We start from the raw sequence: 23,494 nt of genomic DNA on the forward strand, positions 1-23,494 counted from the left end.
TACCGACAGCAGTTTGGTGCGATGAGCTCATAGAGGGTATCCCTTCCCTGAGTGCTGGACGGAGCGGGCATCGTTTGGATCCGAGTGACCTGAGCATAGTCGTCCGGTCGGATATTCGCCCGGTTGACTGAAACGAATCATTTGCGGAGTCGGTCGGAAAATCATCTAGCCTGTAGCTCAGGCTCGGGAAAGTCAGAGGAAGTTTTTTCGCGCCTGACATAAAGAGGCTGGTTTCACTTGAGGTATCGCCATGGAAGAGCAGCTCCCCACGACTGTGACCGATAAACCCACGTTACTGCTGGTCGACGATGAGGAGTCGATTCTCAACAGCCTGCGCCGCCTGCTGCGCAGCCAGCCCTACGAGGTGCTGCTGGCCACCAGCGGTGCCCAGGCCCTGGAAATCATGGAGCAGCGGTCGGTCGATCTGGTGATGAGTGACGCGCGAATGCCCAATATGGACGGCGCCACGCTGCTGGCCCACGTCCATCAGCGCTACCCCGACACCACCCGGATCATGTTGACCGGTTATGCCGACCCCTCGGCTATTATCAAAGCCATCAATGAAGGGCAGATCCATCGTTACATCAGCAAGCCCTGGCACGACGAGGAAATGCTGCTGACGTTGCGACAATCGCTGGCCTATCAGTATTCCGAGCGTGAGCGGTTGCGTCTGGTGCAGGAAACGTGGGACCAGAACGAAAAACTGAAGCTGCTCAACAGCACCCTGGAAAAACACGTCGCGGCCCGCACCTCTGAGCTTCAGCAAACCGCTGACATGCTGGACCTGGCTTACGAAGAGCTCAAACGCAGCTATGTCACCGGCACGGAAGTGTTTTCGTTGCTGGCCAACCTGCGCCTGCCACCCGCCAAACAGACCAACCGGCAGATCATCGAACTGGTGCGGGTGTACTGCAAACTCCATCGCCTGGACGAAGGCACCAGTCGAGACCTGACCATGGCGGCGGCGCTCTACAACATCGGTAAATTGAGCTGGACCGACAGCATGATGAGCACGCCTTCGGATCTGCTGCATCACAATGACCGCGAGCGCTATCGGGGTTATCCGAAGCAGAGTGAGTCGCTGCTGATGACGCTCGACCCGATGAAAGATGCCGCGCGGCTGATCCTGCACCACCAGGAGCGTTGGGACGGCAGCGGTTTTCCCGATCGGCTCAAGGGCGAGGCCATTCCGCTCGGTTCGCGGTTGCTGAAACTGGCGGTGGATTTCATCGAGTTGCAGCGCGGGCTGATCCTTGAACGGCAGATGAACAGCGATGAAGCCCTGGTGTATATCCGCCAGTACGCCGGCCGGCTCTATGACCCGGAACTGGTGGAGGATTTCATTCAGGTCTGCGCGGCTTACCTGAGCGATGTGACGCTGGCCGACCCGACGATCAAGGTGCTGACCACCCGGGATCTGGCGGCGGGCATGATCCTGGCGCGCAACCTGAATGCCGACAACGGCATGCTGCTGCTCAACGCCGGCAAGGTGTTGAACGGGCCGCTGGTGGAGAAACTGATCGCGTTCGAGGCGATGGAAGGTGCCAAGTACAGCATTTTTGTGAAAGTGCCGGAGGAAGTGGCGATTCTCGAGACGAGTTGAGACGCATAACCTCGCTCCTACAGGGCAATGCTGTTCACTTAAGGGAGTCTTGAGTCAGAGAAACCTGTGGCGAGGGAGCTTGCTCCCGCTTGAGTGCGTAGCACTCACAAAAATCGGCAATGGTTGTCAGATTTCTGGGGCCGCTACGCAGCCCAGCGCGAGCAAGCTCGCTCGCCACAAAGGTAGGCATGACTGAAGAGTGTGTTTAAGTGAACAGCATTGCGCTCCTACAGGGAGGGCTGCGGAGATTTTTTCGACGTGACGCAGAACCGGCGCTCATGTGATCCTTGCGCCTTTTACCCAAGGCCGATCCTGATCCATGACGCTTTCATCCACCGCTTCGCCCCGCATCATCCACATTGCCGCTGCCCTGTTGATCGGCCCCGACGGTCGCACCTTGCTGGTGCGCAAGCGCGGCACCCAGGCGTTCATGCAGCCGGGGGGCAAGATCGAGGCTCATGAGCAACCGGTCCACGCCCTCGCCCGTGAGCTGGAGGAGGAGCTGGGACTGGTCATCGATCCGGCGCACGCCACCTACCTGGGGCCATTCTCGGCACCGGCCGCCAACGAGCCGGGTTTTGTCGTACAGGCCGAACTGTTTCAGCTGACTATCGATTCTGACGTTTGCCCGGCGGCGGAAATCGAAGAGGTGCGCTGGATCGACCCGGCTACCGACGGCGATCTCACCCTGGCGCCATTGACACGCGACCTGATCTTGCCGTTTTATCGAGCTTCACTGATCGAAACCGCCTGATTACCCAGACGGTCTGACTTCAAGGACAGGATGCCCATGATCCCACTTCAAGACTTGCTGATTTTTGCCGCCGCGGCGTTGCTGATGGTACTCACGCCGGGGCCGAACATGATCTACCTGATCTCCCGTTCCATCTGCCAGGGACGCAAGGCCGGGGTGACGTCATTGCTGGGCGTGGTCGCGGGATTTCTGGTGCACCTGTTCGCCGCCGCAGCGGGTTTGACCGCGGTGTTCATGGCCGTGCCGGTGGCTTACGAGGTGCTGAAGTGGGCCGGTGCTTTGTACCTGCTGTGGCTGGCCTGGCAGGCGGTCAAGCCCGGTGCGCGTTCGCCGTTCGAGGCGCAGCAGTTGCCAGCGGACTCGTCACGCAAATTGATCACCATGGGTTTTCTCACCAGCGCTCTGAACCCGAAGATCGCGGTGTTTTATCTGTCGGTGTTTCCGCAGTTCATTTCCCCTGAGCACGGTTCGGTGTTCAACCAGAGCATCATCCTCGGCCTGACCCAGATCAGCGTGAGCTTCAGCGTCAACCTGCTGATCGCGCTGTTCGCCGCAGGCATCGCCTCCTGGTTCGTCAACAACCCGAACTGGCTGGCGATGCAGCGCTATTTCATGGGCTTCGTCCTGTCCGGGCTGGCGGTGCGGTTGATGTTTGAGCAGCGGCGAGTGGCCTGAACATGTGGATTCAGCGGCTTGATGCCAGTCATGCCCTGGATTATCGGGCGCTGATGCTCGAAGCCTACGACTCGCATCCCCAGGCGTTCACTTCCAGCGTGCGCGAGCGCGCCACGATGCCGCTGGGGTGGTGGGAGTCGCGCCTGACCAGCAAGCTGGACCGGGTGCTCGGGGCGTTCGAGGAAGGGGAACTGGCAGGCATCGTCGGCCTGGCCTTCGAGTCTCGGGAAAAGGCCCGGCACAAGGCGACGCTGTTTGGCATGTACGTGACCGGCAAAGTGCGCCAGCGCGGGCTCGGTTATCAACTGGTACAGGCCGCATTGGCTGAAGCGCAGGCCCATGAGGGCCTGAGGCTGATCCAGCTGACCGTCACCGCCGGCAACGAAGCCGCCTTCAGGCTGTATCAGCGCTGCGGCTTCATGCAGTTTGGCCTGGAACCGTTGGCGGTGCGGGTCGGCGAAGACTACTTCGACAAGATCCACATGTGGCGCGAGCTCACCCCAAAACTTGAAGCGTAGGTTTCTTGTGGCGAGGGAGCTTGCTCCCGCTGGGCTGCGAAGCGGCCCCAAAACCATTCAACCCGGTTGTATCTGAATAAACCGCAGTTCGGCAGCTTCTACAGGAAATCGGTCGCTCTATCGCACCGCACTAACGCCATCCAGCGTCGAAAACGACGTGTCCTTGGCCGTCAGCAAAAAGTCGCGCATGTACGGCGCATCCAGCATGTCGGCGCGGATCCCGGCATACAACGTCGCGAACAAGCCTTTCTCCCCCAGTCGCTTGGCCTTCACATAACCCCGTGAACTATACTCATGCAGCGCCCAATGGGGCATGCCGCAGACACCGCGACCGCTGGCCACCAGTTGCATCATCATCACCGTCAGTTCCGAGGTGCGCACCTGCGCCGGTTCGATGTCGGCCGGCTCCAGGAAGCGGGTGAAGATGTCCAGCCGATCGCGTTCCACCGGGTAGGTGATCAAGGTTTCCGTGAGCAGGTCTTCGGGCACGATGTACGGCTTGCTCGCCAAGCGGTGTTGGTTCGCCACCGCGAGCATGGCTTCGTAGGTGAACAACGGCACGTAAGTGATGCCCACCAGTTCCAGCGGATCGGAGGTCACCACCAGGTCCAGGTCGCCTCGGGCCAGCGCCGGCAGCGGGGCGAAGGAGAAACCCGAGGCCAGGTCCAGCTCGACTTCCGGCCAGGCATCGCGGAACTGGTCGATGGTCGGCATCAGCCACTGGAAGCAACTGTGGCACTCGATCGCCATGTGCAGACGCCCCGCCGTGCCACCGGCCAGCCGTGCAATGTCGCGCTCGGCACTGCGCAGCAACGGCAGGGTGGCGTCGGCCAGCTGCAGCAGGCGCAAGCCGGCACTGGTGAAGCGCACCGGTTTGGTCTTGCGCACGAACAGCGGCATGCCCATGCGTTCTTCCAGCTCCTTGAACTGGTGGGACAGCGCCGATTGGGTCAGGTGCAGGCGGTCGGCTGCATCCACCAGGCTGTCGGCTTCGCGCAGGGCGTGGAGGGTTTTCAGGTGACGGATTTCAAGCACCGAGGGCTCCATGAGGAAAACTTGTGATCAACACGAAAAGGTTGAGTTTGTCTCATGTTGGCTGAGCTGTCGACAATAGCAGCATGTTTTACAGCATCCTTTATAGAGAGAAATTCACCATGGCCCTGGCCCACACACTTGGTTTTCCGCGCATCGGTGCCGACCGCGAACTGAAAAAAGCCCTCGAATCCTACTGGAAGGGCGACCTCGACCAGGACGCATTGAAAAGCGTCGGCCGCCAATTGCGCGCCACCCACTGGCAATTGCAGAAAGACGCTGGCATCGACCTGCTGCCCGTGGGCGACTTCGCCTGGTACGACCAGGTGCTGACTCACTCGTTGACCTTCGGCGTGATCCCCGAGCGTTTCGACAGCGCCAAGGATGAACGCGGCCTGCCGACCCTCGACACCTTGTTCGCCATGGCGCGTGGTGCCACCGCGACCTGCTGCGGCGGCGAACATGCCAAGGCGCAATACGCCCAGGAACTGACCAAGTGGTTCGACACCAACTACCACTACCTGGTCCCGGAGTTCAGCGCCGACCAAGAGTTCAAACTGAGCTGGGAACAGTTGTTCGATGAAGTCGAAGAAGCCAAGGCCCTCGGCCACAACGTCAAACCGGTGATCATTGGCCCGCTGACTTACTTGTGGCTGGGCAAAGCCAAAGGCAACGACTTCGACAAGCTCGACCTGCTGGAACGCCTGCTGCCGATCTACGGCGAAATCCTCGGCCGCCTCGCCGCCCAAGGCGTGGAGTGGGTGCAGATTGATGAGCCGATCCTGACCCTCGACCTGCCGCAGGCCTGGAAAAACGCCTTCGAGCGCGCTTACCACATCCTTCAATACTCGCCGCTGAAAAAGCTCGTGGCCACCTACTTCAGTGGCCTGGAAGACAACCTCGGGCTGGCCGTCGGCCTGCCTGTACAAGGTTTGCACATTGACGCGGTGCGTTCGCCGGATCAGCTCGGGCAGGTGCTGGATCGACTGCCGACCTACAAGGTTCTCTCGGTGGGGCTGGTCAACGGCCGCAACGTCTGGCGCTGCGAACTGGAGCAAGCCCTGGCACAACTGCAATTTGCTCAGGAGCGCTTCGGCGATAACTTGTGGGTCAGCAGTTCTTGCTCGCTGCTGCACAGCCCGGTGGACCTTGCGCGTGAAGACAAGCTCGATCCCGAACTGAAAAGCTGGCTGGCGTTTGCCGTGCAGAAGTGCGGTGAGATCGCCGTGCTGCGCGATGCCCTGAACGATCCACAAGCGCCTAAGGTGCAAGCCGCCCTGGCCGAAAGCCGTACGATCCAGGCCAGCCGCGCCCAATCGCCGCGTATCCACAAGGCGGCTGTTCAGGCCCGAATCAACGCCATCGGTGCGGCGGACAGCCAACGCCGCTCGCCGTTTGCCAAGCGCATCGAGCAACAACGGGCGCGGCTGCAACTGCCAGCGTTCCCGACCACCACCATCGGCTCGTTCCCGCAAACCGGTTCGATCCGCCTGGCTCGTCAGGCCTTCAAGCAAGGCAAGCTCTCGGCCAACGATTACACCGATGCCATGCACAGCGAAATCCGCCACGCCGTGAAAATCCAGGAACGCCTGGGGCTGGATGTGCTGGTGCACGGCGAAGCCGAGCGCAACGACATGGTCGAGTACTTCGCCGAACAGCTTGAGGGGTATGCCTTCACCCGGTTCGGCTGGGTCCAGAGCTACGGTTCGCGTTGCGTCAAACCGGCGATCATCTACGGCGACCTGAGCCGCCCAAACGCCATGACCGTCGACTGGATCACCTATGCCCAGAGCCAGACCGACAAGGTCATGAAAGGCATGCTTACCGGGCCCGTGACCATGCTGATGTGGTCGTTTCCGCGCGAAGACGTCTCGCGCAAAGTCCAGGCGCAGCAGTTGGCGTTGGCCCTGCGAGACGAAGTGGTCGACCTGGAAACCGCCGGCATCAAGATCGTGCAGATCGACGAAGCTGCGTTCCGCGAAGGTCTGCCGCTGCGTCGGGCACAGTGGCAGGAGTATCTGGACTGGGCGGTGGAAGCGTTCCGCCTGAGTGCATCGGGTGTGCGTGACGAAACCCAGATCCACACCCACATGTGCTACAGCGAATTCAACGACGTAATCGAGTCCATCGCCGCCATGGACGCCGACGTGATCACCATCGAAACTTCGCGTTCGGACATGGAATTGCTGGAGGCCTTCGAAGCCTTCGACTACCCGAACGATATCGGCCCGGGTGTCTACGACATCCACTCGCCACGGGTGCCGGACACGGCCGAGATGGTCAAGTTGATGAGCAAAGCGGTGAAGCGCATTCCGGCCGAGCGGCTGTGGGTGAACCCCGATTGCGGGCTGAAGACCCGGGCGTGGCCGGAGACCGAGGCGGCGTTGGTCAACATGGTGGCGGCGGCGCGGCAGTTGCGCAGTCAGTTGGCTTAAGGACGCAGCAGGCTCTCTCCAACATTAAACGGGGCCGTGCGCAGTGATATTCGCTGGGCACGGCCCTACTGTTTTGGTGAGACTTCGGTCTAGCCATAGGTCACCGACTGAGTGAAGACTTTTGAGATTGGATAATTCCCGTATATCCCTTGAACACTGATTTGGTATACGCCCGAACCCACTCCAAATAGTCCCGACTGCCAGAATCCATTTGCACCTACGTAAATTCGGTCTAGAACGATCCCTCCATTAAGCAGTACCCGCACCTGGGTGCCGGGGGCGGCAACGCCATTGACACGGAGGCCATAGGTAGTCGTGTGCTCGTTGTCATACAGGTTCTGACCTATGGCATTAAGTGCCAGCAAGATATGGGGTGTGACGGGCTGAGGTTGAGGCGCCAGGACACTGAACGTCCATAGGTTCGAGGACTTCCCGTCAGGTTGCACTTGAACGGTCAGCCGATGAAACGACGAGGCCGTCACGGTGAAGGTGTAACTCCAGTTGCCGCTGGCGGGCACTTTGAATGTGCCGATGGGTTTCGGGACATTATCGTTTTGGAACAGCGTAAGTGTGCTACCCGGTTTACCCGTGCCGGACAACGTCACACGATTGGTTTTGGTGCTGCCGCCGTTGAGAATCCGAGCGCCTGTGTTGGCGTCGATCGCTTTATTGATGCGCAGCCTCCATGTCTTGTTCAGGATGGTCAAATAACGAACAGGGAGAAACGAGTCGACGCCACCCTTGTCACTGAAGTTCGCAATCGACAATCCCATCGCCTGCGAGCCATCCTTGAACAGCTCCAGTTGTTGACGGTTAATGACACCGCTCAACCCACTTTTCACATGATCCGCAGTAATCACGCCATCGAACAACATGATGAGGTGGTCAGTCTCGGCCGCATTGCTTCCACCCAAGGCTACGCGCATTCGCGTCCCGACAGCGATAAACAGCCAGGGCGCCAGACTCCAGCGCGCATCGCCTTCAAACGTGCTGAGGTCCAGTGTCTTGTGATCCGGCGCTTCTGCAATGCTCAGGCTCGGAAAGACGATGGCTTCATCGGGTACGGCGGTGACTTCATAGGTGGTGACGCCGGAGAATTGGTCAGGTAGCCCAGGCTGCGAAACACGGTAGTAGAGCTTCATACTGTGGCGGAGGTTGGCGGGTACGGTCGTCAGTCGTAAGCTGATTCGCAGCGTGCCGCTGGCATTCCCTTGTTGTGTTGGCACGACCGGGCTACCAAAGCCTGGGCGCCCAACGACGATTAAGGTGACTTTATGGACGGTGGACATGCCCTCGTAGGCGATCTCGACAGTCGTGCTTTTTTCGGTGTCCCGCGGATTGATTCGGGTACCGGCAGGTACTTCAACAAGTCTCGGAGGTGCAAGTCCCAGAGCCACATTCCCAATGCGCAATTCCAATTCGGGTGCCGTCAGCGGCAGTGCCCGGTTGCGTTCAATGTGCCAGTCGATACGGATGACCTGGTGGTTCAGCGAGTTGATCAGTTCGAATGTCAATCTGAACTCAATGTCTTTACCGATGTGAGCGGCGGTAATCGGTAGCGAGTCGACCCAGACAAGTCTGTCATCAGCGGTCCACACCTGAAGGTAAACCGTGTCGCCAACCTGGGTATGGGCTTTTGCCGGGCAAATGGCCGGCGTGCCGAAAGGAATGTCCTTGGGATCGAGTACACCGTTTTCGTCCTTGCCGACATCGACGACGCCCAAGGTGTTTTTGACGGGGCCGATGTGCAAAAGCAACGCATGAGATTCCAGAGGGGCGAGGTGATTTCCCCCGGTTACAGTGTAGGTAACCCGGAATGAGCCACTCCGGTACGTGTCAAAGTGCCTCGTGTCGATCTCGAACGGCACGACGGTTCCCACTCCTGGGATCACCATCGATCGCGTGACAAATCGCTCACAGGTTTGCAGGCGATTGGTGCCGCCTGCGCTCGTGCTCAGGCAGGTCAACGTTACCTTATCGCCAATTTCCAGCCCCTCGATCCCCGGGCCGACATACACCACTGTCTCTGCAAGGTCTGGCGATAGCACGCCGCCTCGGGCTTGCGGTGCAGTAGGTGCTGGAGCACGGTATTTTTCGCCGACCAGCTCCAGAAAATAGGAGAAGGACGGGGTGCGCTCCTCTACGCCCGACACCTTTCTTATACGTTCGTAGTAGAGCTCTATAGTTGCCGGTGCCAGATTTTTCACCGTTTCGTAAGGTACCTCGATCACGAGGGTGCCTCTTTTGTAATCAAACGGACCATAGGATCGGGTGACTCCGGTCGTGGGGTCGTAGAGAAAGCATTCCACTTTATCTCCAGCGACGGCGTCGGCGCGTTCCACGAAGATTTCGACTTTCATGGGGGCCTGGTCGAGGTGGTCGATGTGGAGAACATCTTTTATTGAACCAGGCACTGAAGGTGCTTCTAGATAGGTAACTTCCGGAATCAGCGTTCCTTTACCTGTTTCGGACGTGAGGCTGCTGTTGTGTACCTGGTCACGGATTTTGTAACGCACCAACAACGGGTCAGCGGGACCGATCCGCTTGAGGATGGCAGACGACACGAACATCACAACGTTCTGGCCCACCTCATCATTCTTGAGGGTGTATTCGACGATTTGATTGCCGATCGTCAGGGTAATAACGTCACCGACGGTCATGATTGGCCAGGCAGGAACAATGACTTTAATCCCAGCCTCTACCATCGCCTGATCGATAATCGATGGGAACTCAGGGGCTTGCAAAGGCACTCGTTCGCTGGAGTTGCCCGTCGGATCGAGGCTGTCCGGAAAGGTTGTCTTGAACCATACGACGATTCCGTCCGAGGGTTCGGGACCATTGCCACTGGTGCGCTCGACGGTGTACCACATCCAGTGGATGCCCGGTCTTTCAACGGCGGCTCTGGGAATGAAACCGACTATGTCCTGGCTGTCGTGATCGGAAGGGACCACGACTGTCTTGATCAGGGTTCCTTCCTCTGTCGGATCCGGGACCTGGCCCGGCTCAAGGCGTTTGCCCATGTACAGCCGTATCGTGTCTTGCGCCGCCATCAATTCGTAGGAGAGGAAGAGAATCAGCCAGCCAATTCCGGCGCCAGCCGTTTCGTCAGCGTTGACCCCGTACGATGCCACGGGATAGTCGACCTTGTGCCAGCCAGGAATCAGGGCAGGAAACAGATTGAGTATTCCATCCAGCGTAAATACCCCCTCTGACTTGATCTCGGCGAACGGATCGACCCGTTTCTGTGAGCCTTCCTTATTCACATAGGTCATCAGTTCTACTGGATAAATAAAAGCGCTCATGGCGTGCCCCGATTTTGAGATGGTGCCTGAACAGCTGCGGCATTGGTGCGTCAGAGGATTGAAGTCTCTAAGCTGGAGGCTGGCTACTGTCAGAAATAACAGGTACGGGGTGTTTTCCGATGAGTGGTAGATTTCTCATGCTCCACGACCGCTCGGCACTCTTCATCAAACTGTCACGTAACTGTGGCAGCGCGCTTGAACAAACTTCATCAGACTCGCGCTCTACTGGAGTTCTGCGTTTCGGTGTTTTTCATGCGTGCACGATTTTTATCCACAGCGGTCTTTCTGATCGCTGTGTTGTTCAATTTCCCGTCTTTGGCGGCGTCTCGTTGCGATGTCAATGTTCCGACCGAACGGGTCGATCTGGATCAGGTGAGTCTGGCGTACCAGAGCATCGGCCGTGCGTCCGACCCTGCGTTGTTGCTGGTGATGGGCCTGGGCGGGCAGTTGATTCACTGGCCGGACGAAGTGGTGGTCGCGTTGTGTCAGCAGGGTTTCCGGGTGATTCGTTATGACAATCGTGATGTCGGCCTGTCCACTTGGCGCCAGGCGCCGGTTGAGGCCAACCTGACGTTCGAAGTGCTGCGCTACAAGCTCGGTTTGCCGGTGGCCGCACCTTATACGCTGACGGACATGGCCGATGATGCACTGGGGTTGATGGACGCGTTGCACGTCGAGCAATTCCACGTTTTGGGCGCGAGTATGGGTGGCATGATTGCCCAGCATATGGCAGCGATGGCGCCGCAGCGGGTCGAGAGCCTGACGCTGTTGATGACCAGTTCGGGGGCCGAAGGCTTGCCGGCGCCGAGTGCGGCGCTGGTGCAGTTGCTCGCGCGACGCGGCGCGCCGAATCGTGAAGTGGCGCTGGAGCAACAGGCTGATTTGCTGGCGGCGTTGGGCAGTCCTTCGGTCACTGATGATCGGCAGGCGTTGCTGCATCAAGCGGCGCTGTCTTATGACCGGGCGTTTAACCCTGAAGGCGTGAAGCGCCAGATCATGGCGATCCTTGCCGAGCGCAGTCGTGTGGATCTGCTCAACCAACTGCGCGTGCCGACGCTGGTGGTTCACGGCACCGCCGATCCATTGTTGCCGGTGATGCATGGCGTACACCTGGCGGCACACATTCGTGGCAGTCAGTTGAAGTTGATTCCGGGGCTGGCCCATCGTTTTCAAGAGGCGTTCAAGGCGCCGTTGCTGGCGGCGGTGTTGCCGTATTTGCAGGCCCATCGCGAAGATACTTCGCACTGGGCGCAGATCGATCCGGTGGCAACTCCCAATCTTCTGTAGTTCCCCATCCAAATATGGGAGCGGGCTCTTGTGGCGAGGAAGCTTGCTCCCGCTGGGCTGCGAAGCAGCCCCAATAACAGCGACTGTTTCCGTCAGAGATACCAGGTACACCGGTTTTGCGGCTGCTGCGCACCCGAGCGGGAGCAAGCTCCCTCGCCACAGTTCACAGTTCACAAGTCACAGATTTCAAGGAAAGGGGGTTAGCCGTGCAGGCGCACCCACACGCTGACCAGCACCGTCGCCGCCATCAACCACGCCACCGCCGCCACCGCCAACGAAGCCTCCAGCCGCATCCGGTCGACCATCACATACAGGGTCGCCAGGTAGACGAAGTACGGAATGATCGACCACATGCCAAACACGATGGTGGTCTTCAGATCATCCAGTGAACGTCCTTTGCCGACAATGTAGTGAGCGATCAGCGCAAAGGTCGGAAACAGCGGCACCAGGCCTGCGATGTAATAGTTTTTGGTCTTGGCCAGCATGGCGAGGATCACCACTACCGCCGCGCCCAGGGTTGCTTTGAAAATCAGGTCCATCAGTGGCTCAGCCCGTATTTCTTCACTTTGTCGAACAGCGTGGTCTTGGCCATTCCCAGCTCCTGGCTGGCTTGGGTCAGGTTGCCGCCGCTGCGCTGCAAGGCATCGCTGAGCAGGTTGCGTTCGAAAGCTTCCACCGCTTCGGCGAAGGCCAGGCCCTGATTGCTGCCGCTGGCGCCGGTCTTCTTGAAGGCCGGCAGGCCGAGGGCGAAGCGTTCGGCGACGTTGCGCAGTTCGCGCACGTTGCCTGGCCAGTCGTGGCTCATCAGAATCGACACGGTCTGGTTGTCCAGTTCAGGCAGCGAGCGGTCGAAGCGCAGGGATGACTGCTGCAAAAAGTGCTCGAACAATTGCAGGATGTCTTCGCGGCGTTCGCGCAGCGGTGGCAGTTCCAGGGTGACCACGTTCAGGCGGTAATACAGGTCGCTGCGAAACTCGCCAGCCTTGCTCGACTCATCCAGATCGGACTTGGTCGCGGCGATCACCCGGCAATCCACCGCCACGCTCTGGTTCGAACCCAGGCGTTCGAGGGTGCGTTCCTGCAGCACCCGCAGCAGCTTGATCTGCAACGGCAGCGGCATGCTTTCCACTTCGTCGAGGAACAGCGTGCCGCCATCGGCATGTTCGATCTTGCCGATCCGCCGTTTGCCGGCACCGGTGAAAGCGTTGGCCTCGTGGCCGAAGATTTCGCTTTCGAACAGATTCTCCGGCAGGCCACCGCAGTTCAGCGCGACGAACTGTTTGCTGTGCCGGCGGCTGAAGTCGTGCAGGCAGCGCGCAACCAGTTCCTTGCCGGTGCCGGTCTCGCCTTCAATCAGCACGTTGGCCGACGTATCGGCGACGTTGGCGATCAGTTCCCGCAGGTTTTGCATGGCCGGCGAGCGACCGATGATCCGGCCTTCGAGGGAATCGCGTTCCGCCAATTGCCGGCGCAACGAAGATACTTCCCGCGCCAGGCTGCGTTGCTCCAGCGCGCGGCGGGCGACGTCCACCAGGCGTTCGGGGGAGAAAGGTTTCTCCATGAAATCGTAGGCGCCTTTCTGCATCGCGCCGACGGCCATCGAGATGTCGCCGTGGCCGGTAATCAGCACCACCGGCAGGCTGCGATCACGGGCCTTGAGCCGGGTCAGCAGTTCCAGGCCATCGATGCCCGGCAGGCGGATGTCGCTGATGACGATGCCGGCGAAGTTATCGCCCACCCGCTCCAGCGCTTCTTCGGCGCTGCCGACGCCGATGCAGGGAATGTCTTCGAGCGTCAGTGCCTGTTGGCAACCGAGCAGCACATGGGGGTCGTCTTCGACGATCAGCACACTAAGGTCGTTGTTCATATTGGCTCGGCGGGAGTGGGGCTTACCAACGGTAAACTGAGGACGAAGGTGGTGCCACCGCTGGCCGGGTGTTCGACACCCAGATGCCCGCCCGTGGCGGCTGCCAGGCTCGCCGACAGGGTCAGGCCGAGGCCCAGGCCCTGTTCGCCGGGCTTGGTGGTGAAGAACGGTTCGAACAGATGCTTGCGTGCTTCGGCATCGATGCCGTGGCCGTTGTCGCGCACCCGCAGGCGATACTTGCCGTCGTATTCCTCGCCTTCGAGCCACAACGTCGGTTGGGGCTGCGACTGCATGGCATCGAGCGCGTTGCCGATCAGGTTGACCAGGATCTGCTCCAGACGGGTCTGGTCGATCTGCACCTGCACGTCGGCAAAGTCGCGATGCAATTGCAACGGCACGTTCTCCATCCGGCTGCCCAGCAATTGCAGGGCGGCGTCCACGCCTTTGCCGAGGCTGGCCTGGCCTTGGTCATCGCCACGCCGGGCGAAAGAACGCAGGCTGGCGGTAATCCGGCCCATGCGGTCGATCAGTTCATTGATGGTCTTGAGATTGGTGCTGGCCACATCCAGCTGACCGCGCTCCAGAAAGCGCACGGTATTGCCGGACAAGGTCCGCAAGGCTGCCAGCGGTTGGTTCAATTCGTGGGCGATGCTGGTGGACATCTGGCCGATGGCCGCCAGTTTGCCGGCCTGGACCAGTTCATCCTGAGCGCGGCGCAAGGTTTCTTCAGCCTGTCGACGCTCACGAATCTGCCCCTTGAGCCGTTCGTTGCTGGCACGCAGGTCAGTGGTGCGTTCGGTAATCCGACGCTCCAGTTGATTGTTGGCTTCCTGCAAGGCTTCCCGCGCCGCGAGGCGGGTGGCGATCACTTTGCGCCGCTCGTTCCAGGCGATCAGCAGGAAGGCCACCAGGGCAAACGCCACCGCCACCAGAATCCCCTGATTGATCGCTTCACGCCGCAGGTCTTGCAGGGGCGTGAGCAGGGTGAAATTCCACGGGGTGTCGCTCAGCGGCCGGGTTTGCGACAGGTAGCTGATGTTCTCTTCATCGGACACCAGTTCGCTGTTGGCGGGGAAGGTCAGTTTTTCCTCGCCTTCAGCCAGTTTCTCTCGGGCCAGCGGTTGCAGTTCATTCAGCGGATACCAGTAGTACTGAAGGCTGCGGGCCAGGCGTTCCTTGGTGTCGTCACTCAACGGCAGCACCGACTTGAGCCGCCGCGCCGGATCGCTGGAGAGAATGATGATGCCGTTCTCGTCGCTGACGAACGCTTCCAGGCGCGCGCGCTGCCAGCGTTCTTCCATGGCTTCGAGGCGCACCTTGACCACCGCGACGCCGGTGATCTTGCCGTGCTCTTCCAGGCCATGAGCCAGGTAATAGCCGGGTTCGCCGCTGGTGCTGCCGATGCCGTAGAACCGCCCCGGCTGGCCGCGCACGGCGTTCTGGAAGTAGGCACGGAAGGACAGGTCTTCGCCCAGATAACTGTCGACATCGCGCCAGTTGCTGGTGGCCAGTACGCGACCTGTGGTGTCCATCACATAAATGGCCCGACTGCGGCTGCGCCGGTTCAGGCCTTCGAGGTATTCGTTGACCGTCTGCCGGTGTTCCGGCGACGGGTCTGCCAGCAGCTTGGAAACACTCGATTCGAGTTCCAGCAGGCTGGGCAGGTAGGTGTATTTGCTGATCTCGCTTTCGACGGCGCGCGCGTGCAGTTCCAGCTGACGCTGGCCGTTCTCGCTGAGGCTGCGAATGCCGTAGTGTTCACTGACCCAGAAGCCGATGTAACCCAATCCGATCATCAGGGCGATGATCAGCGGCGGCAGGAACAGATGGCGAATCAAACGGGGTTTCACGGCGAGTGATGGCGGCGCGGCGCGATAGAGAGTGGAGTCGCATTTCATCACAGATGCCTTGGGTCAACCACAACACAAATATCCATATCCCCACGGGTTCTGTGGGAGTTGCTGTGTGGCGAGGGGGCTTTTGTGGCGAGGGGGCTTGCCCCCGTTGGGTCGCGAAGCGGCCCCAATATCTGGATTCGGGTTGTATCTGACAATCCGAGTATTCAGGTATTGGGACGGCTACGCAGTCCAACGGGGGCAAGCACCCTCGCCACAGCAGCCCCCTCGCCACAAAAGCCCGCTCCCACAGGGGGAGCGGTGTCTTCCTTCTTAGTGCTGCAGAATCTTCTCGAGGAAATGCTGTGCACGCTCGGAGCGGGCGCTGATATCACCGAAGAATTCTTCTTTCTTGCAGTCTTCGATAATCTTGCCGGCGTCCATGAAGATCACCCGGTCCGCGACCTTGCGGGCGAAGCCCATTTCGTGGGTCACGCACATCATGGTCATGCCTTCGTGGGCCAGTTGCACCATCACGTCGAGTACTTCGTTGACCATTTCCGGATCCAGCGCCGAGGTCGGTTCGTCGAACAGCATGACGATCGGGTCCATCGCCAGCGCACGGGCAATCGCCACACGCTGTTGCTGGCCACCGGAAAGCTGGCCAGGATGCTTATGCGCATGGGCAGACAGCCCGACGCGCTCAAGCAGTTGCAGGCCTTTCTTGGTGGCTTCTTCCTTGCTGCGGCCCAACACCTTGATCTGTGCGATGGTCAGGTTTTCGGTGATGGTCAGGTGCGGGAACAGTTCGAAATGCTGGAACACCATGCCCACGCGCGAGCGCAGTTTCGGCAGATTGGTCTTCGGGTCGGCGATGGAGGTGCCGTCGACCACGATGTCACCTTTCTGGAACGGTTCCAGGGCGTTGACGCACTTGATCAGGGTGGATTTGCCGGAACCGGACGGCCCGCACACCACAATCACTTCGCCTTTTTTGACCTCGGTGCTGCAATCAGTCAGTACCTGGAAGTCCCCATACCACTTGTTGACGTTCTTGATAGAGATCATACGGCGAACCTTTTTTGCAGACGCTTGACCAGCTGCGAGGCGGCAAAGCTGATGATGAAGTACGTGAGACCTGCGAAGATCAGGAACTCATTGGAGCGGCCGATGATGTCACCACTGGCACGCGAGGCATTGAGGAAGTCCACCAGGCCAACCGCGTAGACCAGCGAGGTGTCCTGAAACAGGATGATGCTCTGTTGCAACAGCAGCGGGGTCATCTTGCGGAACGCTTGCGGCAGGATGATCAACCGCATCATCTGGCCATACGTCATGCCCAGGGCCTGGGCAGCGCCCATCTGGCCCTTGGGAATCGACTGCACACCAGCCCGGACGATTTCGCAGAAGTACGCGGCTTCGAACATCATGAACGCCACGATGCATGAGGCAAACGCGCCGATCGGGGTGTCTTCGCCGGTGATCCAGCGCAGTACGAACGGCACCGCCAGGTAGAACCAGGTGATGACCAGCAGCAGCGGAATCGAGCGGAAATAGTTAACGTAGGCGCCGGCAATGTTCGACAGCAGTTTACTGTGGGACAGGCGCATCAACGCCAGGATCGTGCCGAGGATGATCCCGCCGCTCACGCCCAGGGCCATCAGCTGGAGGGTCATGACCATGCCGTTCCACATGCCCGGCAGGGACGGAATGATGCCCGAGAAGTCGAATTCCATCATTTACCCCCTACGGAAATCAGGCCCGGTACGGCGACTTTTTTCTCGACCGCGCGCATCAGCAGCATCAGGCTCATGTTCAGCGTGAAGTAGATCAGCGTGGCCAGGGTGAAGGCTTCGAACAGGTTGGCGGAGAACTCGGCGGTCTGTTTGGTCTGCGCGAGCAGCTCCATCAGGCCAATCAGCGACGCGACGGAGGAGTTCTTGAACACGTTCAGGAATTCCGAGGTAAGCGGCGGAATGATGATGCGATAAGCCTGGGGCAGCAGCACGTTCCAGTAGATCTGCGGCAGCTTGAAACCCATGGCGCGGGCAGCGGATTCCTGGCCGCGGGGCAGCGCCTGGATACCGGTGCGCACTTGTTCACAAACGCGAGCCGTGGTGAACAGGCCCAGGCACACGACGACGCTGAGGAAGGCCGAGGTGGTCGGGTTCAGGTCCTGCTTGTACCAGTCCTGCAGGTTTTGCGGCAGCAGGTCGGGCACCAGGAAGTACCAGATGAACAGCTGAACCAGCAGCGGCACGTTACGGAAAAGTTCGACGTAGCAGGTCGCGATGCCCGATACGATGCGATTCGGCACCGTGCGCATGACGCCCAGGATCGAGCCCAGCAGCAGCGCGATGATCCAGGCGGCGACGGCGATGGCGATGGTCCAGCCCAAACCGGAGAGGTACCAGTCGAAATAAATTTCGCTACCCACGCCGGTGGACTTGAAGAACACGCCCCAGTCCCAGTTGTAATTCATTAGGGTCTCCCCTCGGATTCGATCGATGTACAAGTGCCCGCCTGGGGAAGCTCCGTTCCCGCCTGAGCATGACGCACAGGCACACGCGAACGGCTCGACAGCCACCGGTTCGAGTGTTTCCAAAAATGCCAGCAGGGAGTGACAACCCCTGAAAGGGCAGAGGCCTTTTCAGGGGATAAGGTTAGTCAGAAATCAGGATTTCTTTTCGTCAGCCGCTTTGTCGGTCGGATTGGCGAACAGGGCCTTGAGCTCGGGGCTCATCGGGAACATCAGGTTCAGGCCTTTTGGTGGAATCGGCGACTGGAACCATCTGTCGTAGATCTTGTTGATCTCGCCCGACTTGTAGGTCGCGATGATTGCGTCGTCGACGGCTTTCTTGAATGGCGCGTCGCCCTTGCGAACCATGCAGCCGTAGATTTCGAAGGACTGTGGTGTGCCGGTCACGGCCCAGTCATCCGGCTTCTTGGCCTTGGCCATTTCACCGGCCAGCAAGGCGTCGTCCATCATGAAGGCCACGGCACGGCCGGTTTCCAGCATCTGGAAGGATTCGCCATGGTCTTTGGCGGAGATCACGTTCATGCCCATCTGCTTGTCGGCGTTCATCGACTTGAGGATGCGCTCGGACGTGGTGCCGGCGGTGGTCACGACGTTCTTGCCTTTCAGATCGGCGAAGTCTTTGTAAGGCGAGTCTTTCTTGGCCAGCAGCTTGGTGCCGATTTCGAAGATGCCGACGGAGAAGTCAACTTGTTGCTGACGCTCGACGTTGTTGGTGGTGGAACCGCACTCGACGTCCACGGTGCCGTTCTGCACCAGCGGGATACGGGTTTGCGAGGTCACCAGGTTGTATTTGACCTGGAGGTTGGGCATGTCCAGGTCTTTCTTGATGGCTTCGACGATTTTCAGCTGGATATCGTGGGAGTAGCCAACCGGTTTGCCGGAAGCGTCCGCGATGTAGGAAAACGGAATGGAAGCGTCACGATGCCCGAGGGTGATGGTGCCGGACTCTTTGATCTTCTTCAGTGTGCCGGTGAGTTCGGCGGCGAAAACTGGAGTGCTAATCAGAGCGGCAGCAATGGCTGCGCCCAGGAGATGGGGAACGATGCGCATCAAATTTTCCTCGACATTGTTTTTATATGGAGCCAGTTCATCGGCCCTTTTTGGTGCTTCGAATGCCTGACGGCTCTTGAAGGAGTAGCACAACAAACATTCGTCCGAGAGTGTAGAGCATGACTCGTGCCAGACCGGGCGATATGGAACAAGTTGTTGATTTTTAAGGGTATTAAATATTTATGGCGTAGAAATTGTTGTCGGGCGATCCGGTTTACCGAACCGACCGACAAGTCGCGTTCGGAAAACCGAATGGATCACGGGGTATGAAAAAGCCCCTGAATCGTGAGATTCAGGGGCTTTGGTTTAACCGGATATCCGATCAGGCCGCTTCGATCTTGCTGCGGTTCTGTTCGAGCTTGTTCAGGTAATCCTTGAGCTTCTGCTGTTCCGCCGCAGTGGTGAACAGCCCAAGCTTGCTGCGGCGCCACAGGATGTCATCGGCGGTGGTCGCCCATTCTTCGCTGCACAGGTAGTCGACTTCGCGGGTGTAGAGGCCGCCGCCGATGTGTTCACCCAGGTCACCGAGGTTTTCCACGCCTTCGAGCATGCGCCAGGTGCGGTTGCCATAAGTGGTGGACCAGCGACGGGCGATTTCGGTGGGGATCCAGTCGAACTTGTCGCGGATCCGCGAACTCAATGCCTGCGGAGTCGTCATGTCTTCGCCACCGGGCAGGGGCGCGGTGGCGGTCCAGCTTGGCTTGATGTGCGTGAAGTACGGGGCCAGTTGCGCCAGCGCCGACTCGGCCAGTTTGCGGTAGGTCGTCAGCTTGCCGCCGAATACCGACAGCAACGGCGCTTCTTCGCCAGAGCCCGACAATGCCAGGGTGTAGTCGCGGGTGACGGCCGACGGGTTGTCGGATTCGTCGTTGCACAGCGGACGAACGCCGGAGTAGCTGTGCAGGATGTCCGCGCGGCTGAGTTGTTTCTTGAAGTGGGCATTGACCACTTTGAGCAGATAATCGGTTTCGCCTTCAGTGATCGCCACTTTTGCCGGGTCGCCGGTGTACTCGCGGTCGGTGGTGCCGATCAGGGTGAAGTGGTTCAGGTACGGAATGGTGAAGACGATGCGCTGATCTTCGTTTTGCAGAATGTGCGCGTGTTCGCCTTCGTACAGTTTTGGCACGATCAGGTGACTGCCCTGGATCAGACGGATGCCGTACGGTGATTCCATCTTCAGGTCGTCACGAATGAACTGGGCGACCCATGGGCCGGCAGCGTTCACCAGTGCCTTGGCGCGGATCGAAAACAGGCTGCCATCGGCGCGTTCCAGGTTCATGTGCCACAGGCCCTTGGTGCGACGAGCGCTGACGCAGCGGGTTTGCGTATGAACGTGGGCACCTTTCTCGCGGGCGGCCATGGCGTTCAGTACGACGAGGCGTGCGTCATCGACCCAGCAATCGGAATATTCGAAGCCTTTGGTGATTTCGCTTTTCAGCGGGCTGTCCGGGCCGAACTTCAGGCTTTTCGAGCCTTCGAGTTTTTCCCGTTTGCCGAGGTGGTCATAAAGGAACAGGCCGGCGCGGATCATCCAGGCCGGACGCAGGTGCGGGCGGTGGGGCAGCACGAAGCGCATCTGTTTGACGATGTGCGGCGCCTTGGCCAGCAGCACTTCGCGCTCGGCCAGGGCTTCGCGCACCAGGCGGAATTCATAATGCTCCAGGTAGCGCAGGCCACCGTGGATCAGCTTGCTGCTGGCTGACGAGGTGTGGCTGGCCAGATCATCCTTTTCGCAAAGGAACACCGAAAGGCCGCGACCGGCGGCATCCGCTGCGATCCCCACGCCATTGATCCCACCACCAATGACGGCGATATCGTAGACCTCGGCGAGAGGGGGCGTAGGCAAGGTAGAAGTGGGCATCGGCTGGCCTCGGTTTTTTTGGATTTCTATATTTGAATTCGAACATTAATGTTCATTTGCGAAAATACTAGCCCATAAAGACGCCCACGACCAGTCAGCTTCGATTGAAAATACTGATCGAAGGGCGGTTAAAGGAAAATTTTCGAACATTGAATGATGGTGGGGAGTGCTTTTGTGGCGAGGGAGCTTGCTCCCGCTGGGCTGCGAAACAGCCCTAAAACCGGCAACCGCAGTATTTCAGGACGAACATGTTGTCTGATTGGCGTCTGCTGTGCAGCCGAACGGGGGCAAGCCCCCTCGCCACAGGGGGGATGTGCTTACACGACCTCCAGCCGGATCTTGTGCTGGCTCAACAACTGCGCCAGGGCCGGCGAAGGCGGTTGGTCGGTGACCAGGCAATCGATCAGGCTGATCGGCCCCAGGCGAATCATGGCGTTGCGCCCGAATTTGCTGGAGTCCGCCGCGAGAATCACCTGTCGGGCGTTGGCGATGATCGCCTGGGATACCCGCACTTCCTGATAGTCGAAATCCAGCAAGCTGCCGTCTTCATCGATACCACTGATGCCGACCAGGGCGAAGTCGACCTTGAACTGGTTAATGAAGTCGACGCTGGCCTGACCGACCACACCACCGTCACGCCGTACGTTGCCACCGGTCAGCAGCACGTCGAAGTCGTCCTTGGCGCTGAGCATCGAGGCCACATGCAGGTTGTTGGTGATGATTTTCAGGTGGCTGTGGTTGAGCAGCGCCCGGGCAATGGATTCGGTGGTGGTGCCGATATTGATGAACAGCGAGGCGTGATCGGGAATCTGCGCCGCAATGGCTTCGCCGATACGCTGCTTTTCATCGCGCATCTGATCGGCGCGCATGGCGTAGGCGGTGTTTTCGACGCTGGAGTCGTAGGCTGCGCCACCGTGATAGCGACGCAACAGATTCACTTCCGCCAGTTGATTGATATCGCGGCGGATGGTTTGCGGTGTAACGACGAACAGCTGGGCCATTTCCTCGATGCTGACATAGCCGCGTTCGCGGACCAGTTCAAGGATTTGCTGCTGACGGGGAGGCAGATTCATGGGGCTTCCTTTGGGCTGCCGTGCAAAATTTGCCCATGATGCCGCAGGAATCCGCTCCCTACCAGTTACAACCGGATACGAGTCCGGTCCGTGGCTTATTCAGCGCCTTCGTGCGGTTCCCAATCGCGAGTGCGGCTGACGGCTTTTTTCCAGCCGGCGTAGAGTTTTTCCTTCGCGGTTTCGTCCAGCGCCGGTTCGAACTCGCGCTCGATCACCGCCTTGCCGCGCAACTCGTCCAGGCTGCCCCAGAAACCGCAGGCCAAGCCTGCCAGGTAAGCAGCGCCCAACGCAGTGGTTTCGCGCATTTTCGGACGCTCGACTTGAGTACCGAGGATGTCGGCCTGGAACTGCATCAGGAAATTGTTCGCCACTGCGCCGCCGTCCACGCGCAGGGCTTTCAGGCGTTCGCCGGAATCCTGCTGCATGGCGTCCAGAACATCGCGGGTCTGGTAGGCAATCGACTCAAGCGCGGCACGAATGATGTGATCCACGCGTACGCCACGGGTCAGGCCGAACAACGCGCCACGGGCATACGGGTCCCAATACGGAGCACCCAGGCCGGTGAAGGCTGGCACCAGGTACACGCCGTTGCTGTCCTTGACCTTGTTGGCGAAGTATTCGGTGTCGTGGGCGTCGTTGATGATTTTCAACTCGTCACGCAGCCACTGCACGGTGGAGCCACCGTTGAACACCGCGCCTTCCAGCGCATAGGCCACTTCGCCACGCGGGCCGCAAGCGATGGTGGTCAGCATGCCGTGTTTGGACTTCACTGCTTTGTCGCCGGTGTTCATCAGCAGGAAGCAGCCGGTGCCGTAGGTGTTTTTCGCCTGGCCTGGCTCGACGCACATTTGGCCGAACAGGGCGGCCTGTTGGTCGCCGGCGATACCGCCAATGGCGATGCCGCTTTTGGTGTGGCCGTAGATTTCGGACGAGGACTTAACTTCCGGCAGCATCTCGCGCGGGATGTCGAGGACGTCCAGCATCTTCGCGTCCCACTCCAGCGTGTGGATGTTGAAGAGCATGGTGCGCGAGGCGTTGGTGTAGTCGGTGACGTGCACCTTGCCGCCGGTAAATTTCCAGATCAGCCAGCTGTCGACGGTGCCGAACAGCAGTTCACCCTTGCGCGCCCGCTCACGGCTGCCTTCGACATTGTCGAGGATCCACTTGAGCTTGGTGCCGGAGAAGTACGGGTCGGTGACCAGGCCCGTGGTGTCGCTGATGTATTGCTCGTGGCCATCGCGCTTGAGCTGCTGGCAGATTTCGGTGCTGCGGCGGCACTGCCAGACGATCGCGTTGTAGATCGGGCGGCCAGTGGTCTTGTCCCAGACCACGGTGGTTTCGCGCTGGTTGGTGATGCCGATGGCCGCGACCTGGTCGTGATGCAGGCCGGCTTGAGCCAGGGCCTCGACCATCACGGCGCTTTGGGTGGCGAAGATTTCCATCGGGTCATGTTCGACCCAGCCGGCTTGCGGGTAATGCTGTGCGAATTCACGCTGGGCGGTGCAGACCACGTTCGCGTCGCGGTCGAAAATGATCGCGCGGGAGCTGGTCGTACCCTGATCGAGGGCAATGATGTAGTTCTTATTCTGAATGTCGGTCATGTCGATTGCCTTGGACGAAATAAGGAAGTGAAGTCAGGCGCGGGACCAAAATGGGCAGGATC

General features: G+C 59.6%; 18 protein-coding genes. 6 read left to right on the forward strand and 12 right to left on the reverse strand.

Features of this window, described 5'->3' with window-relative positions:
- Positions 1 to 250 precede the first annotated feature (250 nt).
- From ACCC96_RS03305 to ACCC96_RS03320, 4 genes are all read left to right on the forward strand, one after another.
- Positions 251 to 1,603 carry an HD domain-containing phosphohydrolase gene (locus ACCC96_RS03305; RefSeq protein WP_413694994.1) on the forward strand — a complete coding sequence of 451 codons (1,353 nt, stop codon included), beginning with the start codon at positions 251 to 253 and terminating at the stop codon, positions 1,601 to 1,603.
- A gap of 319 nt (positions 1,604 to 1,922) precedes the next feature.
- Positions 1,923 to 2,357, forward strand: coding sequence for an NUDIX hydrolase (locus ACCC96_RS03310; protein ID WP_019581570.1), 435 nt, complete (start codon positions 1,923 to 1,925; stop codon positions 2,355 to 2,357).
- Positions 2,358 to 2,393: 36 nt separating this feature from the next.
- Positions 2,394 to 3,032, forward strand: a complete 639-nt coding sequence (locus tag ACCC96_RS03315) for a LysE family translocator (protein WP_019581569.1) — start codon at positions 2,394 to 2,396, stop codon at positions 3,030 to 3,032.
- A 2-nt stretch (positions 3,033 to 3,034) separates the two neighbouring features.
- Positions 3,035 to 3,550 carry an N-acetyltransferase family protein gene (locus ACCC96_RS03320; protein ID WP_413694995.1) on the forward strand — a complete coding sequence of 172 codons (516 nt, stop codon included), beginning with the start codon at positions 3,035 to 3,037 and terminating at the stop codon, positions 3,548 to 3,550.
- A 117-nt stretch (positions 3,551 to 3,667) separates the two neighbouring features.
- On the opposite strand, the gene metR is transcribed toward ACCC96_RS03320, so the two are convergent.
- The gene (metR, locus tag ACCC96_RS03325; RefSeq protein ID WP_018926627.1) at positions 3,668 to 4,585 is read right to left on the reverse strand and encodes a transcriptional regulator MetR; all 918 of its coding nucleotides are present in this window, start codon (positions 4,583 to 4,585) and stop codon (positions 3,668 to 3,670) included.
- Positions 4,586 to 4,704: 119 nt separating this feature from the next.
- Between metR and metE the strand changes: the two genes are divergently transcribed.
- On the forward strand, positions 4,705 to 7,017 hold the full coding sequence (gene metE / locus ACCC96_RS03330; RefSeq protein ID WP_413695059.1) for a 5-methyltetrahydropteroyltriglutamate--homocysteine S-methyltransferase: 2,313 nt from the start codon (positions 4,705 to 4,707) through the stop codon (positions 7,015 to 7,017).
- Positions 7,018 to 7,106: 89 nt separating this feature from the next.
- On the opposite strand, the gene ACCC96_RS03335 is transcribed toward metE, so the two are convergent.
- Positions 7,107 to 10,319: a hypothetical protein gene (locus tag ACCC96_RS03335; protein WP_413694996.1), complete on the reverse strand. Its 3,213-nt coding sequence runs from the start codon at positions 10,317 to 10,319 to the stop codon at positions 7,107 to 7,109.
- 252 nt (positions 10,320 to 10,571) lie between these two features.
- Between ACCC96_RS03335 and ACCC96_RS03340 the strand changes: the two genes are divergently transcribed.
- Positions 10,572 to 11,606 (forward strand): alpha/beta fold hydrolase, encoded by a 1,035-nt coding sequence (locus ACCC96_RS03340; protein ID WP_413694997.1) that lies wholly within the window; start codon positions 10,572 to 10,574, stop codon positions 11,604 to 11,606.
- A gap of 200 nt (positions 11,607 to 11,806) precedes the next feature.
- Here ACCC96_RS03340 and ACCC96_RS03345 read toward each other — a convergent pair whose 3' ends face one another.
- From ACCC96_RS03345 to glpK, 10 genes are all read right to left on the reverse strand, one after another.
- Positions 11,807 to 12,136 carry a GlpM family protein gene (locus tag ACCC96_RS03345; RefSeq protein ID WP_176466865.1) on the reverse strand — a complete coding sequence of 110 codons (330 nt, stop codon included), beginning with the start codon at positions 12,134 to 12,136 and terminating at the stop codon, positions 11,807 to 11,809.
- 8 nt (positions 12,137 to 12,144) lie between these two features.
- On the reverse strand, positions 12,145 to 13,473 hold the full coding sequence (locus ACCC96_RS03350) for a sigma-54-dependent transcriptional regulator (protein WP_413694998.1): 1,329 nt from the start codon (positions 13,471 to 13,473) through the stop codon (positions 12,145 to 12,147).
- Complete coding sequence (locus tag ACCC96_RS03355) at positions 13,470 to 15,371, reverse strand: sensor histidine kinase (RefSeq protein ID WP_258672501.1); 1,902 nt, start codon at positions 15,369 to 15,371, stop codon at positions 13,470 to 13,472. Before ACCC96_RS03355 ends, ACCC96_RS03350 begins: the two co-directional genes overlap by 4 nt.
- A 270-nt stretch (positions 15,372 to 15,641) precedes the next feature.
- Positions 15,642 to 16,376, reverse strand: a complete 735-nt coding sequence (locus ACCC96_RS03360; protein WP_413694999.1) for an amino acid ABC transporter ATP-binding protein — start codon at positions 16,374 to 16,376, stop codon at positions 15,642 to 15,644.
- The gene (locus ACCC96_RS03365; protein WP_258672503.1) at positions 16,373 to 17,044 is read right to left on the reverse strand and encodes an amino acid ABC transporter permease; all 672 of its coding nucleotides are present in this window, start codon (positions 17,042 to 17,044) and stop codon (positions 16,373 to 16,375) included. Before ACCC96_RS03365 ends, ACCC96_RS03360 begins: the two co-directional genes overlap by 4 nt.
- The gene (locus tag ACCC96_RS03370) at positions 17,044 to 17,790 is read right to left on the reverse strand and encodes an amino acid ABC transporter permease (protein ID WP_018926619.1); all 747 of its coding nucleotides are present in this window, start codon (positions 17,788 to 17,790) and stop codon (positions 17,044 to 17,046) included. Before ACCC96_RS03370 ends, ACCC96_RS03365 begins: the two co-directional genes overlap by 1 nt.
- 192 nt (positions 17,791 to 17,982) lie before the next feature.
- Entirely contained in the window at positions 17,983 to 18,897 is a 915-nt protein-coding gene (locus ACCC96_RS03375; RefSeq protein WP_019651351.1) for a glutamate/aspartate ABC transporter substrate-binding protein, read from the reverse strand.
- A 322-nt stretch (positions 18,898 to 19,219) separates the two neighbouring features.
- Positions 19,220 to 20,758, reverse strand: coding sequence for a glycerol-3-phosphate dehydrogenase (gene glpD, locus ACCC96_RS03380; RefSeq protein ID WP_413695000.1), 1,539 nt, complete (start codon positions 20,756 to 20,758; stop codon positions 19,220 to 19,222).
- Between the two features lie 317 nt (positions 20,759 to 21,075).
- A complete protein-coding gene (locus tag ACCC96_RS03385) occupies positions 21,076 to 21,831 on the reverse strand; it encodes a DeoR/GlpR family transcriptional regulator (protein WP_007938932.1) in 756 nt (251 codons plus the stop codon).
- A gap of 95 nt (positions 21,832 to 21,926) precedes the next feature.
- Positions 21,927 to 23,432, reverse strand: coding sequence for a glycerol kinase GlpK (gene glpK, locus ACCC96_RS03390; RefSeq protein ID WP_018926616.1), 1,506 nt, complete (start codon positions 23,430 to 23,432; stop codon positions 21,927 to 21,929).
- Positions 23,433 to 23,494: the final 62 nt, after the last annotated feature.

This window comes from Pseudomonas sp. Pseusp11, assembly GCF_047304405.1.
Classification (GTDB): domain Bacteria; phylum Pseudomonadota; class Gammaproteobacteria; order Pseudomonadales; family Pseudomonadaceae; genus Aquipseudomonas.

What these genes read in the sequence shown, in the direction of transcription:
- ACCC96_RS03335 (WP_413694996.1), bottom strand. Translation starts at nt 10,319, where the DNA reads ATGAGCGCTTTTATTTATCCAGTAGAACTGATGACCTATGTGAATAAG.
- ACCC96_RS03360 (WP_413694999.1), bottom strand. Translation starts at nt 16,376, where the DNA reads ATGATCTCTATCAAGAACGTCAACAAGTGGTATGGGGACTTCCAGGTA.
- ACCC96_RS03305 (WP_413694994.1), top strand. Translation starts at nt 251, where the DNA reads ATGGAAGAGCAGCTCCCCACGACTGTGACCGATAAACCCACGTTACTG.
- ACCC96_RS03365 (WP_258672503.1), bottom strand. Translation starts at nt 17,044, where the DNA reads ATGGAATTCGACTTCTCGGGCATCATTCCGTCCCTGCCGGGCATGTGG.
- ACCC96_RS03350 (WP_413694998.1), bottom strand. Translation starts at nt 13,473, where the DNA reads ATGAACAACGACCTTAGTGTGCTGATCGTCGAAGACGACCCCCATGTG.
- ACCC96_RS03370 (WP_018926619.1), bottom strand. Translation starts at nt 17,790, where the DNA reads ATGAATTACAACTGGGACTGGGGCGTGTTCTTCAAGTCCACCGGCGTG.
- ACCC96_RS03315 (WP_019581569.1), top strand. Translation starts at nt 2,394, where the DNA reads ATGATCCCACTTCAAGACTTGCTGATTTTTGCCGCCGCGGCGTTGCTG.
- ACCC96_RS03385 (WP_007938932.1), bottom strand. Translation starts at nt 21,831, where the DNA reads ATGAATCTGCCTCCCCGTCAGCAGCAAATCCTTGAACTGGTCCGCGAA.
- glpK (WP_018926616.1), bottom strand. Translation starts at nt 23,432, where the DNA reads ATGACCGACATTCAGAATAAGAACTACATCATTGCCCTCGATCAGGGT.
- metE (WP_413695059.1), top strand. Translation starts at nt 4,705, where the DNA reads ATGGCCCTGGCCCACACACTTGGTTTTCCGCGCATCGGTGCCGACCGC.
- ACCC96_RS03375 (WP_019651351.1), bottom strand. Translation starts at nt 18,897, where the DNA reads ATGCGCATCGTTCCCCATCTCCTGGGCGCAGCCATTGCTGCCGCTCTG.
- ACCC96_RS03340 (WP_413694997.1), top strand. Translation starts at nt 10,572, where the DNA reads ATGCGTGCACGATTTTTATCCACAGCGGTCTTTCTGATCGCTGTGTTG.
- ACCC96_RS03310 (WP_019581570.1), top strand. Translation starts at nt 1,923, where the DNA reads ATGACGCTTTCATCCACCGCTTCGCCCCGCATCATCCACATTGCCGCT.
- ACCC96_RS03355 (WP_258672501.1), bottom strand. Translation starts at nt 15,371, where the DNA reads ATGAAATGCGACTCCACTCTCTATCGCGCCGCGCCGCCATCACTCGCC.
- ACCC96_RS03320 (WP_413694995.1), top strand. Translation starts at nt 3,035, where the DNA reads ATGTGGATTCAGCGGCTTGATGCCAGTCATGCCCTGGATTATCGGGCG.
- glpD (WP_413695000.1), bottom strand. Translation starts at nt 20,758, where the DNA reads ATGCCCACTTCTACCTTGCCTACGCCCCCTCTCGCCGAGGTCTACGAT.